19 protein-coding genes are annotated in these 18,066 nt (G+C 61.0%); 15 read left to right on the forward strand and 4 right to left on the reverse strand.

The features are described from left to right. The first annotated feature begins 98 nt into the window (after positions 1-98). From ACL9RI_RS05595 to ACL9RI_RS05620, 6 genes are read left to right on the forward strand one after another with little or no spacing between them, the layout of a single operon-like run. Complete coding sequence (locus tag ACL9RI_RS05595) at positions 99-1,049, forward strand: NAD-dependent epimerase/dehydratase family protein (RefSeq protein WP_422725582.1); 951 nt, start codon at positions 99-101, stop codon at positions 1,047-1,049. Beyond that, a complete protein-coding gene (locus ACL9RI_RS05600) occupies positions 1,042-2,169 on the forward strand; it encodes a hypothetical protein (RefSeq protein WP_422725583.1) in 1,128 nt (375 codons plus the stop codon). The genes ACL9RI_RS05595 and ACL9RI_RS05600 overlap by 8 nt, the downstream gene beginning before the upstream one ends. Next, positions 2,156-2,815, forward strand: a complete 660-nt coding sequence (locus ACL9RI_RS05605; RefSeq protein ID WP_422725584.1) for a hypothetical protein — start codon at positions 2,156-2,158, stop codon at positions 2,813-2,815. The genes ACL9RI_RS05600 and ACL9RI_RS05605 overlap by 14 nt, the downstream gene beginning before the upstream one ends. 1 nt (position 2,816) lies before the next feature. Further along, positions 2,817-4,385, forward strand: coding sequence for a carbamoyltransferase C-terminal domain-containing protein (locus ACL9RI_RS05610; protein ID WP_422725585.1), 1,569 nt, complete (start codon positions 2,817-2,819; stop codon positions 4,383-4,385). Further along, on the forward strand, positions 4,378-5,307 hold the full coding sequence (locus ACL9RI_RS05615) for a glycosyltransferase family 2 protein (protein ID WP_422725586.1): 930 nt from the start codon (positions 4,378-4,380) through the stop codon (positions 5,305-5,307). Before ACL9RI_RS05610 ends, ACL9RI_RS05615 begins: the two co-directional genes overlap by 8 nt. Further along, a complete protein-coding gene (locus ACL9RI_RS05620; RefSeq protein ID WP_422725587.1) occupies positions 5,304-6,512 on the forward strand; it encodes a radical SAM protein in 1,209 nt (402 codons plus the stop codon). The genes ACL9RI_RS05615 and ACL9RI_RS05620 overlap by 4 nt, the downstream gene beginning before the upstream one ends. A gap of 131 nt (positions 6,513-6,643) precedes the next feature. On the opposite strand, the gene ACL9RI_RS05625 is transcribed toward ACL9RI_RS05620, so the two are convergent. After that, on the reverse strand, positions 6,644-7,621 hold the full coding sequence (locus tag ACL9RI_RS05625; protein ID WP_422725588.1) for an NmrA/HSCARG family protein: 978 nt from the start codon (positions 7,619-7,621) through the stop codon (positions 6,644-6,646). 96 nt (positions 7,622-7,717) lie between these two features. Between ACL9RI_RS05625 and ACL9RI_RS05630 the strand changes: the two genes are divergently transcribed. The 9 genes from ACL9RI_RS05630 (at position 7,718) to ACL9RI_RS05670 (ending at position 16,257) form a co-directional block, all read left to right on the forward strand. Next, positions 7,718-8,629 carry a LysR family transcriptional regulator gene (locus ACL9RI_RS05630; RefSeq protein WP_422725589.1) on the forward strand — a complete coding sequence of 304 codons (912 nt, stop codon included), beginning with the start codon at positions 7,718-7,720 and terminating at the stop codon, positions 8,627-8,629. Further along, positions 8,607-10,796: a hypothetical protein gene (locus ACL9RI_RS05635; RefSeq protein WP_422725590.1), complete on the forward strand. Its 2,190-nt coding sequence runs from the start codon at positions 8,607-8,609 to the stop codon at positions 10,794-10,796. The genes ACL9RI_RS05630 and ACL9RI_RS05635 overlap by 23 nt, the downstream gene beginning before the upstream one ends. A gap of 7 nt (positions 10,797-10,803) precedes the next feature. Then, positions 10,804-12,057, forward strand: a complete 1,254-nt coding sequence (locus ACL9RI_RS05640; protein ID WP_422725733.1) for a YbfB/YjiJ family MFS transporter — start codon at positions 10,804-10,806, stop codon at positions 12,055-12,057. A gap of 60 nt (positions 12,058-12,117) precedes the next feature. Then, positions 12,118-12,819 carry a DUF2325 domain-containing protein gene (locus tag ACL9RI_RS05645; RefSeq protein WP_422725591.1) on the forward strand — a complete coding sequence of 234 codons (702 nt, stop codon included), beginning with the start codon at positions 12,118-12,120 and terminating at the stop codon, positions 12,817-12,819. Positions 12,820-12,999: 180 nt separating this feature from the next. Continuing rightward, entirely contained in the window at positions 13,000-13,368 is a 369-nt protein-coding gene (locus ACL9RI_RS05650) for a YXWGXW repeat-containing protein (protein WP_422725592.1), read from the forward strand. Positions 13,369-13,495: 127 nt separating this feature from the next. Beyond that, positions 13,496-13,774, forward strand: a complete 279-nt coding sequence (locus ACL9RI_RS05655) for a metal/formaldehyde-sensitive transcriptional repressor (RefSeq protein WP_422725593.1) — start codon at positions 13,496-13,498, stop codon at positions 13,772-13,774. Positions 13,775-13,788: 14 nt separating this feature from the next. After that, the gene (dmeF, locus tag ACL9RI_RS05660; RefSeq protein WP_422725594.1) at positions 13,789-14,751 is read left to right on the forward strand and encodes a CDF family Co(II)/Ni(II) efflux transporter DmeF; all 963 of its coding nucleotides are present in this window, start codon (positions 13,789-13,791) and stop codon (positions 14,749-14,751) included. A 119-nt stretch (positions 14,752-14,870) separates the two neighbouring features. Then, positions 14,871-15,212, forward strand: a complete 342-nt coding sequence (locus tag ACL9RI_RS05665) for a zinc ribbon domain-containing protein YjdM (RefSeq protein ID WP_422725595.1) — start codon at positions 14,871-14,873, stop codon at positions 15,210-15,212. A gap of 13 nt (positions 15,213-15,225) precedes the next feature. Beyond that, entirely contained in the window at positions 15,226-16,257 is a 1,032-nt protein-coding gene (locus tag ACL9RI_RS05670; RefSeq protein ID WP_422725596.1) for an RNA methyltransferase, read from the forward strand. Here ACL9RI_RS05670 and ACL9RI_RS05675 read toward each other — a convergent pair. The 3 genes from ACL9RI_RS05675 to ACL9RI_RS05685 form a co-directional block, all read right to left on the reverse strand. Further along, the gene (locus tag ACL9RI_RS05675) at positions 16,254-16,658 is read right to left on the reverse strand and encodes a hypothetical protein (protein ID WP_422725597.1); all 405 of its coding nucleotides are present in this window, start codon (positions 16,656-16,658) and stop codon (positions 16,254-16,256) included. The genes ACL9RI_RS05670 and ACL9RI_RS05675 overlap by 4 nt on opposite strands. 62 nt (positions 16,659-16,720) lie before the next feature. After that, positions 16,721-16,948: a protein L gene (locus tag ACL9RI_RS05680; protein ID WP_422725598.1), complete on the reverse strand. Its 228-nt coding sequence runs from the start codon at positions 16,946-16,948 to the stop codon at positions 16,721-16,723. 62 nt (positions 16,949-17,010) lie between these two features. Continuing rightward, on the reverse strand, positions 17,011-17,916 hold the full coding sequence (locus tag ACL9RI_RS05685; protein ID WP_422725599.1) for a LysR family transcriptional regulator: 906 nt from the start codon (positions 17,914-17,916) through the stop codon (positions 17,011-17,013). Positions 17,917-18,066: the final 150 nt, after the last annotated feature.

An 18,066-nucleotide genomic window follows, 5' to 3' on the forward strand; every position in this document is an offset into this window, starting at 1 on the left:
TTGATGCTTTTTGCAACATTGCATGAAGGACTTACTTTGCTCAGACAGGGTGAGTACGTTTTAATAAAAATATATAGTCAAGAATCGGGATCTGGATCGTGAGCATATTAGTTGCCGGCGGAGCTGGCTTCATAGGCGCCGCCTTGTGCGCAAAATTACTAGAATTGGGACATACCGTAATATGTGTCGATTCGCTGCAGACAGGCAGTGCACAAGCTGTGGATCGGCTGCGTACGTTCGCGCGTTTTACCTTCTTACATCAGGACATCGTGCAGCCCCTGAACGCTGGCCAACTGGGGCAGGTCGAACAGGTCTATAACCTGGCGTGCCCTGCGTCGCCGCTGCACTACCAGCAAGACCCGGTCAAGACGATCGAAACCAATGTCATTGGCACGCGCAACTTGCTGGAGTTGGCCCGGGTTGTCCGTGCTCGCTTTCTGCTGGCATCAACTAGCGAAGTCTATGGCAGTCCCCAGCGTAAACCACAGCGCGAAGATTATTGGGGCAATGTCAATACGACCGGTCCGCGCGCCTGCTATGACGAAGGCAAGCGATGCGCCGAGGCGCTGGTTCAGGCGTATCACACACAGCACCAGGTCGATATACGCATCGCACGCATATTCAATACCTACGGGCCTGGCATGCAGCGCGATGATGGCCGCGTCGTCAGCAATTTCGTGACGCGTATTCTCGACGGTGATCCCATCGAGATCTACGGCGACGGACACCAGACGCGTTGTTTTTGCTACGTCGACGACATGGTCGATGCGTTGATTGCACTAATGTCTAGCGACTGCACTACGCCAATGAACCTGGGATCTGACCGTGAGGTGTCGGTCGCGAACCTGGCGCATCTGGTCGGCCAGACGCTAGAGAAACCGATTATCGTCCGTCATATGCCGGCCTTGGTCGACGACCCACAGGAGCGCCGGCCTGACCTGGAGAAGTGCTTCCGCGTGCTGGGCTGGCGCGCTACCACCTCGCTGGAGGCTGGCCTATTGAAAACGTCCGCGTTCTTTGCGCAAACGCAGGAGAACATCCATGCCTGACTATATGGTGGCAGGGGCATCCGCGATCGAAGACATCCCGCAGTTCCTGGCGGTAACCAGGCACGCCGGCATGGACGTGCTGCTGCTGGAAAACGCGTCGATGTCGGCGCATATTCCAGCGCCCCATCGTTCCCTGGTGCGCTGCGTTGACGATATCCCGGGTATCCATGCGCCCGTGATTCCTCTCAATGAATTCTGGGTGAGTCGGGCAATACGCGCCAGCGTCGCTAATATTGCACTGCCTGCCCTGCATGCCAGCCGCTCCAAACACAGTCTTTCCGCGCGTCTGGCGGCATGCGGCCTATACGCTTTGTCACGGCGCTATCTGGAAGAGGTTTCCGAGCCTTATCCCACGCACTATCTGGCGCGGCTCGATTCCGGCTATTCAGGTTACGGCATCGTGCGCCATGTGGAGGCGGGACGCTTTGATCACACGGTAATTGCCCGAATGGTACAAGGCGACGCCAGCAGCAGCATGCTCGCCGTGCTGGGTGACGATACGGCACGGGTAGTTGTAGAAGATTACCTGGAAGGCGACGAATATAGCGCCGACGTCTTTGTGTACAGGGGCCGGCCTGTCGTGCTGCGCCTGTTTCGCAAGATCATTACCTGGATCGGTGGGAGGCCGGTGTGCGACAGCTACATCGCCATGCCGCATGAGCCGGCTTTGTGCGCGACCATACACGACTGGTGCGCGGCGCTGTACAGCACAAGCTCCACCAGCTTTGGTCAGTTTGACTTTATCGTCGTTGGCAAGCGCACTATCTTGCTCGACTTTTCCTGCCGCATCGGCGGTGGCCTGGGGGCGATCAAGCGCTTCGCTGGTATGGCCAGCTATGCAGCCCTGGCGATGTCCGGCGGTACGCCGGCGTTCAAACCATTCACGGTACAGAAGAATGTGTTTGCACACAGGCCTGGCTATCTGACGGACTTTGACTGTGCATTGCCACCAGGCTTCCAGGTGACGCTACATAAACAACGCGGCGACATGCTGCCACACAAGCTCTGCAGCGCTAATGCTAGGGTCGCCGAAATCTGCTTCGCGACACACGATCTGGAAAATGCTATTTCAACAGCAAAAATACTTAATAATAAGGTAACTATAAATGTCCACGACTGATAATGAAGAACTGATTGGTTTGCTGTCCGACTATTTCGCCGTGCTGGGCGGCGGCCTGCCTGCTGACGAGTTGACGCATCGTCTGCACGCAATTCGCACGCCCAACGATATCGCTGTGATCGACGACGACCAGCACGATCCACTGTGGCGCGTGGCGCCGCAGATCATGATGCAACGCTTTGGCGTAGATGCATTCCAGGCATTCCAGCCACGCCACGTAATCGATCGATCATTCGTATTCGTGCACCCTGCCCATGGCCATATTGTGCCGCTGTTGCAAGCGGAGTTACGCCAGCGCTGGGCGGTAGGTGACGCCATCACGCGTGAACTCACGCCTGCACTGATTTCCAGCCTGTATGGTGGTTACGCTTGGCATGCGGCTTATGCGGCAGCTTGCCAGTTCCGCGGTGATATCGGCCAGATGGCCACGATCTTGCCACTGGAGCGCTGTAGCAGCCTGGCACTACGAGATCTGATCGTCTACAAGAACGATCACCGTTCGCGCCTGTCGGCAAAGATCGTGATTCCCGGCGAGCGCCTGAAGCAGTCGATGAACGGTATCATCCAGGCCTTCCATTGCCCGGATGTGATTGAAAATACCCGCCAGTTGTTAAGCCTTGGTCTGGCAGATGCGAGCGAGATATAGGATGAGCACTCGCATCATTGGCCTGCACAGTGGGCACGACGCTTCTGCCTGCTTGCTGGTAGATAACGTCCTGGTGGGTTCTATCGCCCGTGAGCGACTGACCCGCAGGAAGCACGATCAGGGCGATCCGATCGAATGCGTCGATTATCTGCTGTCGCACTTCGGCTTGGCGCCAACTGACATCGACCTGTTAGTGTGTAGCGACTGGCACGATGCGGAAGGCTTGGGCGAACCTCGTCATGGCCGCTTTGCTCGCGTGGAAAAAACGCGGCGCCATCATCTGCTGCATGCCTACGCGGCTAGCGTCATGGCGCCGGCAGGGCCGGCGCTGGTGCTGGTGGCTGACGGTCGCGGATGCCGCCCGGAGGACAATGGCGTGGCCGGTATGGATGCGGGTTTGTTCGAGGTCGAGTCCGTCTACCATCATGAGGGTGGTAGGCTCACCGAGCTCGATAAAATCTACCGGCCCTATCATCACCAGCGATATGCCTGGGGCAGCCATATCGATAGCCTGGGCTATGTCTACGCTGCGGTCAGCAAGAAGATTTTCGGCAATGCTCATGCCGCCGGCAAGGTCATGGCATTGGCCGCGCTGGCAACACATGTACACACTATGCCCGCGCCGCTGAGTTTCGGTAGCGGCCAGGTGTTTAGCGTCAATCCTGCCTGGCTGGATTTCCTGCAGTCATGTCCAGAGCATATCGACTGGACGACGCCGCTGGCTGCCGACCTGGCTCATGCTGTTCAGCAGGCACTGGAAGCCTACCTGGCTTTTCGCACGCAGCAACTGACACAGCTTCACAATTGCCATGATCTGCTGCTCGGCGGCGGCGTTGCGCTGAACTGCAAGAATAATGGCATGCTGGCCAATGCGCCCGCGTTGCGTTCAGTCGATATCTTCCCCGCTGCGGGTGACGACGGGCTGTCGGTTGGCGCCGCCGTCATGGCCCTGCGGGAAACCTTTGGCGACTATCGTCCCATTGCATATCGCGTAAGCCAGGGCGCTTCTTATGATGCGCCGCTTGCGCAAGCGACATTGCCCGCACAGACGATTGCCGACTTGTTGGCCGACGACCGCATCATCGGCGTGTTCCAGGGCGGCTCCGAGTTCGGCCCGCGCGCACTAGGTCATCGTTCCATTCTGTCATCAGCCGTACAGTTGACCTTGAAGACTCGGCTCAACGCCCGGATCAAGCGCCGTGAATCCTTCCGCCCTTTTGGCGGAATCGTGTTGCGCAGTAGGTTGCGGCAGCTAACGGAGGATACACTGGCCGGCCCCAATATGTTGTCGGCGGCAAGAATGAGCGATGCGGCACGTGCCCGGTATCCTGCACTGGCCCATGTTGACGGGACCGTCCGCTTGCAGGTAGTGGAAGAAGACGGTAGCTTGCTGCACCAGGTGCTGCAAGCATATGAGTGTGCGACCAGTCACGTAGCCTTGATCAATACCTCATTCAATGGCTGTGACGAGCCCATCGTGGAAACGCTGGCCCAGGCCCGCGCTTGCGCTGCCGCCGTCGGCCTCGATCATCTTTATGCGCAAGGTGTTGTGGAGCAGGTGCATGACTGAACTGGCCATCGCCACCTACTTGCGCGGCCAGGAACGGCTCACCCCGGAGCTGATCGACATCGGTAATCAGTTGCATCAGCTGTATCCTGACATGGTGATGCTGCTATACGTGGAGGGGAGAACACCTGTACCGCCTGGCGTCTGCTTCCCTGTCCGTGTTATCCCAATGTCGGGGACCAAGTATCGCAAGTTATTGCATGCCTTGCACGATACCGGCCATCGTTACCTGCTCAGTCTGGATAACGATATCGCCGCCGATATTCCCTCCCTTCTGCGCCTGGTTCAACAGACCATGGATGGTGATGTTGATCTGGGCTGGGGGCGCATCCATTCTCGGCAGGTGTCGAGCTTCATTTCGCGCCTGGTGGAAGTGGACAAGCTGATTTCTCACGGCGTACTGCGTCCCGTACTGTGGCGCCTGCATCTTGGAGTAACGATTCCCGGCCAATGTTTCCTGCTCAAGATTTCCAGCTTTCGTCATAAGTTGCCGGTCACGGACACCTTTCTTGACGATCTGTCCATCGGCCTGCATGCAGCCAAACACCGCTTGCGTTATCACCAGGCGCAGGAGGTGGTGGCCTTTGAGTTGCCATGTTATTCCATCGCGGCGTTGTGGAAGCAGCGCGCGCGCTGGGCCATGGGCTTCCGCCAGTCAGTGTCGTGCACCACGCTGACGCAGCAGGATCACCGCTTGCTTTGGATTCACGCCTTTTGTTACCACCTGCTGCCCATCCTCCACGTGGCACTGCTCTTTGCGCTCGCGCTGGTCGCTCCGCTGGCCTGCATCGGTTGGCTGGCCGTTCTTGCACTTGCCATCGTCCGGCATCGCCCGTCAGCGATTGGCGCTGCGGTCGTCTATCCGATTCTTTTCCCGCTATTCCATTTTGGATGGTGTTTCCATTTTTTGCGAGTCAAACCATGATCCTTTTACCTGAAACTGATTTGAAGGCCGAGATCCTCACGCGCGGTGTGGTGTTTACCCCCGCAGCACTCGACTGCGCTGTGCGTGTGGACGCCAAGCGTCAAAACCTTGTATATAACGCCCCCAAGGGATACACACGGGAACGGCCGCAGGAATTATTCCTCGAAGGGGAAGATGGCTATCGCACGGTAGTTTCCTGTGTCTCGGCGCACGGCAAGACGGAACCTGTCACCGTTGACGTGGCAGCCTCGGGAGAGCTGGTGTGTCACATCGGCGACCAGCTCGCCAGCGAGCATGTAAAGGTCAGTTTCGTCAAACAGCCAGAATACTACGCGCAGCAGCTGGCCAGTGGTGACCTGGCCCAGAAGTACATCTCTGCTTGCGGCTATGACGAACTCAACATTATTCCATGGAAAGGTTGCCTCATTTCCGGGACTTGCCGGTTTTGCGGCGTTAACAAAGTCGCCGTGAAAAATCCGAATGACGCCCTGCATGCGGCGCACTTGCGACCCGGTGGCCCGGGTTGGGATGCCGTACGCACATCCTATCTTGCGAACTTGTCGGAATCGATCGATCTGGCGTTGCAGGCAGAGTGCTATTCGGAGCACATGCACGTCATCCTGATATCGGGCAATTTGCCCGATGAACAGCTCGACCAGCAAGCCGATATTTATTGCGAGATTGCCGCGCACATCAAGGACCAGGTGGCATCAAAGAGTACCGAGGGTATCGTCGCCGTCATCACGCCGCCGCACGACTTGGGCCGACTGGATAAACTCAGGCAGGCTGGCGTGGCAATCGTCGTTTTCAACCTGGAGGTGGGCAACGATCCCTGGTTCAGTAAGTACTGCCCTGGCAAAAGTGCGCTTGGTCGAGAGTTCTTTATCGAGCGACTCAAACATGCCGCCACCGTATTTGGTCGTGGCAAGTCCTGGACCAATTTCGTGCTTGGCCTGGAGCCAGTGGATGAATTGCTGGCGCTATGCGAGGAACTGGCAGGCCATGGCATCGTATCGAGCGCCAATGTGCTGCACGTCGACGAAGGCAGCCGGCTTGACTGCGACCCGCCGACCAAGGAAACCGTTATTCGTTTCTTTCATGGACTGTCTCAAATCAATCAGCGCCATGGTTTCGACGCCTTCTACTGCGCCAAGGCCTTACGTACCAGTTTGTCCAACGAAATCCAGGATAAGCGCTGGGTATAGGAAGGAAAATTCAAGCCCTTTTTGCTGATCTGCCGGTGGAGATGGTGGTATTCGAAGCCTTGCGTGTACTTTGCGCAAGGTACTCCGAATTGCCTATCGGCCGCACAGCGGGCAACAACGTCCAGCCCACCTCAAGCACCAGCCCCAGCCCCAAACGTCACGGCCTCTCCCCGCCATCCACTCACCCGCAAAAACTCTTCCCACGTCAGACTTTGCGGATTGATTTCCCGGCTCCACAACACATCGCGCCCCTGGCCAAAGTAGCCGTATTCCACCGCATACTCGACCATGCCTGTCGCCTCATCCACAAAGCTGCCCATGCCGGCAAAGGCAGGGAAGTGGGCCAGCAATTCCTCGCGCGTATAGGCCGAGCTGTAGACGGCTTTCTTGCCCGTCACCCTGGCAAATGTCTCCACCATTTCACGGGGGGAAAGAATCTCGCCGATCACCGGCAATGTGCGGCCAGCGTAAGTTTGCGGATGGTCAAACATTTCCAGCACGGCCGGGCCAGTCGCCGTCAATGGATCGACAAACGGGGCGCGGAAGTCTTCCGGCAAATAAATCGGGAAGACCAGCGTGTTGCCTTGCTGGCGCGGCTGGTAGTACTCGAGCAGATTGGTGTAGAAAAACGCCATCTGGATAAACGAGCTGGTCACTGGCAGTGTGCGGATATAGTCTTCCACTTTTGCCTTGTCGCTGAAGTGCGGCACCCATTTTTTACCCTCGGTAATTTTCTCCACGTTTTCCAGACTGGTGAACACGATATGCTGCACGCCGGCAGCGACGGCGGCGTCGGCCAGCTGTTTGCCCAATGGGGCTTCTGGCGTCTCGGCGTGGTCCGCATCGGGCGTGATCGGTGGCGTCATCAGGAACACGCCATGCGATCCTGTGAATGCCTGGACGAAGTCTTGCTCGTGTCCCAGCGCCAAAGGCACGGCGACGAGTTCCGCTCCCTGCTGCGCCAGTGCCTGCGCTGCTGGCGAGTCGGTGCGCCGGGTCAGGGCGCGTACGCGGTAGCGCTGGCTTGCCAGCAAGCTGCGCACCACGCTGCGCCCTTGCTTGCTGGTGGCGCCCACAACGGTGATCAAGGGTTTGGTAGTCAATAACATTTGGATGCTCCTGCTGATACATGGATGGGAATCTGGATTATGATCAAGGGCCAGGAATAACTGAAATCGAATGTTTTATATGAAGGAATCCATTACATGGATACCACGCGCGTGGATTTGAATTTGCTGCTGACGTTGGAAGCCTTGCTGTCGGAGCTTAATGTGACCAAGGCCGCTAACCGGCTGCATCTGAGCCAGCCTGCTGTCAGCGCGCAGCTGAACCGTTTGCGCGAGCTGTTTGACGATCCCTTGCTGTTGCCTGGCCGCCGGGGCATGACGCCCACGGCCAAGGCGCTGGACTTGCTGGCGCCCTTGCGGGCATCGCTCGATCAATTGCGCAGCACCCTGCACGACCACCGGGATTTTTATCCCGAACGGGCCGAGATGACGGTCACCATCGCTTGCACCGACTATATCGAAGCGGCCATCGTGGCGCCGCTGGCGCTGGCCTTGCGGTCGAGGGCGCCTGGTCTGCGCATCGCGGTGCGCCATTACCAGCCGGCGCAGCTGGAGCAGCAGTTGCAAAGCGGCGAGGTCGATATCGCGCTGGCCACGCCCGGCACCGATCATGGACATTTGCGAAGCCGCCATTTGTTTGATGAAAGCTATGTGCTGATCGGGCGGCGCGGCCATCCCTCCCTGCAAGGCAGTGTCGGCATGGACGATTTCGTGCGGCTGGAGCATGTGGTGGTGTCGCCAGCCGGCGGCAGTTTCACGACGCCGATAGACGAGGCGCTGGCGGCATTCGGCCATCGGCGCAAGGTCGTGATGTCGGCCGCCTCCTTTTTGTTGCTGCCCCGCATAGTGGCAAGCAGCGGCCTGGTGGCGCTGGCGCCGCGGCGCTTGCTGCAGGGGGAATCTGCCCGGCTCTCCATCGTCGCGCTGCCATGGCTGGCCGAGCAATTCGAGGTCAGCCTGCTGTGGCACGAGCGCAGCCATGGCCACGCCGGGCAGCGCTGGGTGCGCGAGCTGATCGTGGAATTGAATGCAGCTGCCCATGATGAATAGCGTGATTATCGGGCGCGGCATCCTGATCGCGTGCATGCTGTCGCCAGTGCTGGCCGCTGCAGCAGCACCGGCGGGCTCGATTAATCTGCTGCAGCCAGCCGCCTGGCATGGCGACGCGGACAGCGTTGAATCGACCCCGGCCGGTTTGCTGCTGAAGGGCGGCGCCAGCGGCAGCGTAGTCAGGCGCCGCATGAAGCTGGAACCTTATGCCGGCAAGATGGTCGAACTTGAAGGCACGCTCGCTACGGCAACGCAAGGCAAGTCGCTTGTCACCGTGATGGCCAGCACGCAAGCTTTCGATGCACCGTTGCGCCAGGTGGGCAGCAATATGCTCGTCGGGCCCGGTGAGGAGGGCGCCTTCCGGCTGCGCTTGCGGGTGGACCGGGCAGCGATCAGCTTGCGCGCGGAAATACGGCTGGCGCCAGGCGCCGTACTGGTGTTGAAAGAGGTGCAGGCTACCGCGCTGGCGGCAGCGCCCGACTTGCCGGGTGAGGGTGGTCGTGCGGGCTTGTCGGCCGGGGCCAGTGTGCGCCTGCAGGCCTTGGCGCGGGCGATGGCCCTGGCGCGCTATTTCGGGCAAACGGCAGAACAGAACGATGCGCTTTGGGAAACCCGGTTGCGGCCGCTCGTCATGCGCCTGGAACGGCCGGCATCACCAGCGCAACAGCGCCTGTTGCTGAGTCAGGCTTTTGCCAGCCTCGCTCCCGAGGTGCGCTGGCGCTCGTCCGCCCGTTTGCTCGCGCGCTTGTCCGGCAATAGCGCCGGCGATGGCAAGGTGCAGGCGCGCTGGGGCGTGCACCAGGTTTACCGGGGTTTTGGTTCCGGGGACAACTGGTATGACGTCAGCTGGCAAGCGTTGCCGCATACTACAGCCAGCCTGGCGATTCCGCTGGCGTACAATGGCTTGTCGGTGATGTTGCCCGGTGGCAGGGAGGATGTCCCGCCAGCGCCTGCTTTACACGCCGAGCACACCGCGCCACGCCATGCGGTCAGCGATCGAGCCACGCGCTTGCTGGCGGTAATGCAACTGTGGGGCGTGCTGTATTATTTTTATCCTGACGTGCGCGGTGAAGCGATGTGGCAAGCCATGCTGGCCGAGGCGCTCGATGCCGCCGCGACCAGTCCCGATGGCGAGTCGCTGCATCGCGTTTTGCAGCATATGCTCAGCTATCTGGAGGATGGCCATGCCTGGGTGCAGGGGCCGCATCTGCGCAAGGATTATGTGCCGGCCGCGCGGCTGTTGCTTGCCGATGGGCACGCCTATATTGCAAAACGGGGCAATGATGCCGCTTGCCCTGCTTCTGCACTCACACCGGGTAGCGAAGTGCTGGAAATCGATGGCAAAAGTATCGCGCAGCGCCGCCAGCAATTGCAATACGAGAGCAAGCTGGCCAGTGCGTCCACGCAGGATAGGGCCGATGAGCAGCTGGTGCTGGCCGGGCCGCCCGACAGCATGGCAGAGATTGTGTACCGTATGCCCGGCGGCGCGCGCCAGGAAATACGCTTGCAGCGCACCATCGCTGCCTATGCGCTGGACTGTGATGCAGTCGCAGCGCCGGTAGCCGAGATTGCGCCCGGCATGATGCTGATCAATCTGGACATGGCGACCGACGACATGCTGGCCATGGCGTTGCCGCAATTGCAGGCGGCGCACGCCATCATTCTCGATGCGCGGCATTATATTGCCTCATCGCAGCAGTTTCTTGGCCACTTTACGCGCCTGCCATTGCCTGGCCCGCCCATGCTGATACCGGTGCTGAGTGCCCCCGGGCACGATCGCTGGAGCTGGCAGCGTTCGCAGCGCACGATAGCGCCGCTGGAACCCTATATCGCGGCACGCTTGTTTTTCATGACTGGCGGCGACAGCATCAGCGCCGTGGAAACCTATTTGCAAACGGCGCGTTTTGCCGGCCTGGGCACTTTTATCGGTGAAGCCACGGCAGGGACCACGGGCGATGTCGCCGGCGTGGCCTTGCCGGGCGGCTACCAGGCATACTGGACCGGGATGCGCGCCTTGCGCCAGGATGGAAGCAGGTTCAGCAGCATCACGCCTGATATCGTGCTGCCCCAGGATGCTGCCGATGCCGCCGCCGGCGTCGATACCGTGTTGCTGCATACGATAGCGCTTGCCAACAGCATGCGCCCAGCCATGAAGGAAGCCCCCTGACATGTCCATGCCAGACCGCCGATTGCCCCATCCCCTGGCCACCGCGCTGGCCCTGTCGCTGGCCGCCGCGATTGCACTGGGCCTGACGCGCTTTTCCTATGGTTTGCTGCTGCCGCCCATGCGTGACGACCTGGGCTGGTCGTATCTGCTGGCCGGTTCGATGAATACTTACAATGCGCTCGGCTATTTCCTGGGCGCCCTGGTCACGCCCTTGCTGATGCGCCGCGTAGGTGTGTGGCGCTTGCTGGTTGCAGGATCCTTGCTGGCGAGCCTGTTCATGCTGGTGCCCGGCCTGGTGAGCGATACTAAGGCCCTGTTCGCGCTGCGCGTGGGCGCGGGGCTGGCCAGCGCCTGCATTTTCATCGCCGGCGGCGTGCTGGCGGCGCGGCTGGCTTCGCTGCATAGCGAGCGCGCCGGTTTGTATATCGGCCTGTACTACGGCGGCACGGGCGTAGGCATCGTGCTGTCGGCGCTGCTGGTGCCGGCCGCGCTGGCCATTGCACATGCACAGGGCGTGTCCCATGCATGGCAATCGGCCTGGCTGGCGCTGGGTAGCGCTTGCCTGCTGGCCAGCGCCATCATGGCGTGGCCCGCCAGGGCGATAGGGGAGGCGCAGCCCGTGCACGGCGCGGCGCAGGGTTTTGCCTTGAAAGATTTTGTGTTTGGCCTGGGCGGCTATTGCCTGTTTGGTGTCGGTTATATCGGCTACATGACTTTTGTGGTGGCCTTGCTGAAACAGCAGGGCATGAGCGCCGGCCTGATCACCGTGTTCTACACCATGCTGGGCCTGGCCGTGGTCGCTTCTGCACGCATCTGGGCGGGTTTGCTCGACCGTTACCGTGGCGGCCAGCCGCTGGCGATCCTCAATACCCTGTTGGCTGGCGCCGTCATCCTGCCCGCCCTGAGCAGCGCCGTGCCCATCGTCTTCCTCTCGGGCCTGGTGTTTGGCGCCGTATTCCTGTCGGTGGTGGCGTCGACCACGGCCCTGGTGCGGCATAACCTGCCGCCCGCATCCTGGTCGGCTGGCATCAGCGCCTTTACCACCGTGTTTGCGCTGGGCCAGATCGCGGGCCCCATCGTGGTGGGGGCGATTGCCGATGGTCCGGCTGGCCTGGAGCGGGGCTTGATGGTGTCGGCGGCCGCCTTGCTGATCGGCGCCGTGCTGGCGTCGCGGCAAAAGGCGCTGGCGCCTGATGCGCCTTCGCCATACCCACACAGCCCGCACGGACCATACACAAATAGTAATGATTCTCATTTATAATAACTATCAGTGAGGTGTAACGGCTGAGTTGCTGCGTCTGGCGTGGCAGAGGAGGGCAGGATGAGCAGTCTGACAGAGACAGAGATTTTGATTGCGCATGAGCATCGCGTGCTGCTGGACGCGTATGGGCGCGTCCAGGCGCGTTGCAGTGCGCAACTGGCGCAGCAGGCGGCGCGCATCGCGCAGCTGGAAGCGCAACTGATGCGCACGCAGGCTAAAGTGGTCGTGCGCGACACGCAGCTGGCGCTGGTGCGCGAGGAATTGGCGGCCCTGGCCGCTGCGGCGCCCGGCTTGCCCACGCGCGCCAGGCTGGCGCGGCGGGTCGAGTGGCTCAGCGAGCGGGTGCAGGATTTGATGCGCGAACTGCTGCGGATGCAATGGGTGCCGGCGCCATCGGCCGTGCCACGGCAGCAAACGTCGTTGCAGCCCGAACTGCTGGCGCAATTGCGCGAAAAAGCCGTACAGTGCGTGGGCCAGGACCTGGGCCACGCTGCCGGTGGCGCCAATGTCGCGCAGCAGGCCATCGAGCAAGCCGGTGGCCGCTTCCTGCATCATGCGGGCGCTGGCGAAGGTGCCGAAGACGTCGCCGAACTGGAAGCGAGCCTGGTGGCGGCCGATCTGGTGATCTGCCAGACAGGCTGCGTCAGCCACGATGCCTATTGGCGCGTGCATGACCATTGCAGGCGCACCGGCAAGCAATGCGTGCTGGTAGACCAGCCGCAAGCCATGCATTTTGTGCGCAAGGAAACATTGGTTTCCTGATATCCAGAACGATGCGTTGTGACAGTTACATCTGCTTACCGTAGAAACGCCTTGCATACACCTCACATGCGGGCTAAACCGTTAATGGCATGAGGCGGCAGGGAGACATATTCCCCACACCGCCGCCGGTCGGGGAAATCGCTCTGATTTTCCATAACGTTGAGTTCAAGGATGTCTAAAATGAAACATAAAATCATCTATGCGGCGGCTTTTGCCATCGCCTTAAGTGGCTGCACCACCGTGGTCAAGGAACGGGTGGTGGTGCATGACCATCCGCCAGTGGTGCGCCAGGCGCCAGCGCTGATACAGGAAGTGATCCCACCGGCGCCGGCGCCGGGCTACGCGTGGATACAGGGTCACTGGGCCTGGCGCGACCATGGCTGGCAATGGCAGCCCGGCCACTGGTACCAGGGCGCAGCGCGCCCGATGCCGGCAGTGATCGTGGAACAGATCACCGTCGCCCCCAGCCCCGCCCACTTCTGGGTGCCTGGCCACTGGCGCTGGGCGCACAATGAATGGGAATGGTCGCGCGGCCACTGGGAACGCTAACAGCGGGTTCACGGGACCGCTGCCAACGGAAGCCGCACATCATCGCGATGTGCGGCTTTTTTTATGTTTACACCGTCCGGATTTTTGCTGATAGTATACCCCCCTATAGTATTTAACAGGAGGTGGCATGGGGCATACATCGAAAAACAAAGTCAAGTTGCTGAACCGGGTCAAGCGCATCCAGGGGCAGGTGGAAGGCATCGCGCGGGGGCTGGACGAGGGGCGCGAATGCGGCGAAGTGCTGCAGCTGATCGCGGCCGTGCGCGGGGCAGTCAATGGCTTGATGGCTGAAGTCATCGAAGAGCATTTGCGTGAACACGTGGCCAGTCCCGCGATCGCCAGCGATGCAGAGCGGGCCAAGGGGGCCGATGAAATCGTCGGCATCCTGCGCACGTATTTAAAATAAAACAGGGAGTTATGATGCAATATCACGCTACAACGGAAGACCTCTCCGCCTGGCAGCACGAACATGTGTTTGGCAGCGCCAGCACCAGGGCGGAAAGCCGCGCGCGCATCGTCATGTGGATTACGCTGGCCACCATGGTGCTGGAAATCATCGCCGGCTGGTGGTACAACTCGATGGCGCTGCAGGCGGACGGCTGGCATATGAGTTCGCATGCGGTGGCGATCGGCCTGACCGCCTTTGCCTATGCCGCCGCGCGCCGTTATGCGCGCGACCCACGCTTTGCCTTCGGCACCTGGAAGATCGAGATCCTGGCCGGCTACACCAGCGCTATCTTGCTGCTGGTAGTGGCCGTGCTGATGGTGGCCGCCTCGCTGGAACGCCTGTTTTCGCCACAACCGATTCATTATCCGGAAGCGATGGCGGTGGCCGCCTTCGGCCTGGCTGTCAACCTGGTGTGCGCGCTGCTGCTGGGCGGGAAGCACGATCATGAGCACGGCCATGATCATGATCATCACGACCACCATGCGCACGCGGGGCATGGCGAAGACCTGAACATGAAGGCCGCCTATGTGCACGTGCTGGCCGACGCCGCCACCTCGGTGCTGGCCATCGTCGCGCTGGCTGGCGCCTGGGCCTATGGCTGGAGCTGGCTCGACCCCGTGATGGGCATCCTGGGCGCCGTGCTGGTGGCGCTGTGGGCGAAAAAGCTGATGCGCGACACGGCCAAGGTCTTGCTGGACCGCGAGATGGATCACCCGGTGGTGGCGGAAATCCGCGAAGCGGTGGAGGTGGCAAATGGCGGCGACACGCCACGCATCGTCGACCTGCACGTCTGGCGGGTAGGCAAGCAGCTGTATTCGTGCGCGCTGTCGGTGGTCAGCCGCGATCCTGGCTTGACGGCGGGCGAGCTGCGCGCGCGCATCGCCATCCATGAAGAGATCGTCCACAGCACCATCGAGATAGTGCGCCGTTCTTGATCCTGGTGAAGCTGCGCCGGGCATCATGGGCAAAAAAGCCCGCTGATGCCCGGCGTAGGCAGTATACTGTCGCCTTTTGCGGCCAGGCGCCGTTCACCAGACAGAGAACAGAAACAACCATGAGCACATTACCACCCTGCCCGCAATGCAACTCCGAATTCACCTACGAAGATGGAAGCCAGCTGGTATGCCCTGAATGCGCGCATGAGTGGTCGGCCACGGCGGGCGAAGCGGTGGAAGAGGGCGCCAGAGTCTACCGCGATGCGGCCGGCAATCTCCTGCAGGACGGCGACACGGTCAGCGTCATCAAGGACTTGAAACTGAAGGGCGGCGGCGGTGTCGTCAAGATGGGCACCAAGGTCAAGAACATCCGCCTGGTCGATGCCGACCACGATATCGACTGCAAGATCGATGGTTTCGGCTCGATGAGCCTGAAGACCGAGTTCGTCAAGAAGGTTTAAGCTTTCCGCCCGCATGCAAATCGATCACCTCCGCCAGCGCCTGCGCGCGCTGGGCGCCAAGCCTTTGCACGAACAGCGCGTGCTGCGCGACTGGATACAGGCGCAGCCGCATGACCAGGGCCGGCGCCGCGCCGAAGATTTTTTGCCGCTGCCTGTGCGCGAAGCCTTGCCGGCGCTGGACGCCGAGTTACAAGGCATGCTGAAACTGCTCAGCACCCATCCCGGCGCGGATGGTTCGGCGCGCCTGCTGGTGGGCCTGCACGATGGCCAGACGGTGGAAAGCGTGCTGCTGCCGCGCGACGGCCTGTGCGTGTCGAGCCAGGTCGGCTGCGCTGTCGGCTGCCAGTTCTGCATGACGGGCCGCGACGGCTTGATACGGCAAGTCACCAGCGGCGAGATCGTGGCGCAGGTGGTGCTGGCGCGGACCATGCGTCCCGTGAAAAAAGTCGTCTTCATGGGCATGGGCGAACCGGCGCATAACCTGAACAATGTGATGGAAGCGATCGACTTGCTGGGCACGGAAGGCAATATCGGCCACAAGAACCTGGTGTTTTCCACCGTCGGCGACCCACGCGCCTTCGAGCGCCTGCCGCAAGGGCGGGTCAAGCCGGCACTGGCCCTGTCCTTGCACACCACCAAACGCGACCTGCGCGAACAGCTGCTGCCCCGTGCGCCCCGCTTGAGTCCGCAGGAACTGGTGGATTTCGGCGACAGCTATGCGCGCCTGACCGGCTACCCGGTGCAGTATCAATGGACCTTGATGGAAGGCGTCAACGATGGCGAGGATGAAATGGATGGCATCGTCGCGCTCCTGAAGGGCAAGTACGCGGTGCTCAACATGATCCCGTATAACACCATCGACGACCTGCCATTCCAGCGCCCCAGCTGGGACAAGGCGCGCGCGATTGCTAGCGCCCTGCATGAGCGTGGCGTGCTGACCAAGCTGCGCGATTCTGCCGGGCAGGACGTGGAGGGCGGCTGCGGGCAGTTGCGGGCGCGGGCGGCCAAGGGCAAGACTATCGCCATACGCGCCGTTCAGGTTTAAGCGCCACCCAGCAAATCGTTTTCATTCAAAATCGCAAACGCAATTTCCGGATGCGTCGCCAGGCAGCGGCGCACGGCGGCGGGTATCGTTGCACGCGTCTTGCGGCACAGGCCAGGCCGTTCCAGCAGCTCGATATGAAAGCCGCGCACGGTGCGCACTTCATTGCTGCCCGGCGCAATTTGCAGGACCACCCCCAGGTTGTGCCGCAGCCGCTGCTGCAAGGTTTTTAGCTGCGCATGGCTGGCGATGCCCTCGATATGCGCCAGCAAGCGTTTTTCTTCCATCTGCGTCAGCCGCAGGATGGCGATGTCCGCCTGCGGATCGCGCAGCAGATCGTCGCGCGCGCAGTCGCACAGCTGCGGCGGACACTCCTTGCGGAGCTCAAAATCGGGCATGGGCATGCGGGACTTCCACTGGCCGTTGAATGTCTCTCAAGTATCGGCCGCTGAGCGGATGCTGTCAATCAGCGCGGGCAAACGATCAGGCGCCAGCGTATCGGGCCCTGGTCGCTGCTGTGCTGGTGGTGGTTTTGCGGCGGCATGACGTGGCCTTCCGTCGAGACGATTTCATGCGCGCAGCCGTCGCAGCGGTAGATGCCCGAGTAGGGCACGGCTTCGCCGGGCGAAGTCAGTTCGTCGAAGCGGGGATGCATGGAGCGTGCCACGAAGCTGGGATTCTTGTAGTCTGCCATGGAGGCCTCTGGAAGTGAGCGTTGGCCTTATTCTGGCATGGAACAGGCCGGAGCCGCGTCCGTTACAGACTGCCGCCGGCCGTCATCTCGCGCACGAACGCATCGGCGAAGGCCGCCACCATGCCGCTGGCTGCGCGCGGCGAGACCAGGGCCACGGTCGACTGCGATTCTTCTTCGGGCAGGCTGAGGAAACGCACGCCGGGCGGCGCGATCAGGCGCATGCTGTCGGGGACGATGGCGATGCCCAGGTTCGCTTCGATCAGGTGCAGCTGGGTGGTCTTGCGCGACAGGGCGCGCGCCGCCTTCGGGAAAAATCCCTGCGCCAGGCACATGCCCGCCACCAGGTAGCTCAGGCCGCCGCGGTCCTTGTGCGGAATCGAGACGAAGGCTTCGTTGCGCAGGGCGGCGATGGTGGTGCTGGCCTGCGCCGCCAGGGGCGAATGCTGCGACACGGCCACCACCAGCTTTTCCTGGTACAGTTCGCGCACGATGACGTTGGCATGCTTGCGCAAGGTGGGCAGGCGCACCAGGCCCACGTCGGCCCGGCCTTCCTCGATGTCGAGCGCCTGGTTTTCCGACGAGTCCCTCGAGATATCGAGCGATACGCCGGGAAACTGCGCCAGCAGGCGGTTGAGCAGGGGAGCGATGGCGGGTGTCAGGGGCACGGAACTGGAATGCAGCAAGCGGATGATGCCTTGCGCGCCCTGGCCCACGTGGCGTGTCTGGCGCACCGTTTCATCGATCTCCTCCAGAATACGCTTGCTGCGTTCATAAAAGACCTGGCCGGCTGGCGTCAGTTCGATATGGCGCGCATCGCGCGTCAGCAGCAGCGCCTGCACTTCGTTTTCAAGTTCCTTGATTTGCCGGCTCAGCGCGGACTGGGCGATATACAGTTTTTCCGCCGCCCGCGAATAGCTGCCCGCGTCGACGACTTCGACAAAGTATTTAAACTGTTTGATGGATATCATTCGTATGCCATTTCGAGATCGCTGACCGCCCTATTTGATATTAGCTTTGCAATGACGTCCACGTTACAGTGGATTCGTTCGCTCTCACTGCAAAGGAAAGACCATGCTGGAATTGATCGGGATATTGGGACTGTTCGTCAGTATTATCGC

The sequence above is a fragment of the Janthinobacterium sp. Mn2066 genome (assembly GCF_049319705.1).
In the GTDB taxonomy this organism is placed as follows: domain Bacteria; phylum Pseudomonadota; class Gammaproteobacteria; order Burkholderiales; family Burkholderiaceae_D; genus Janthinobacterium.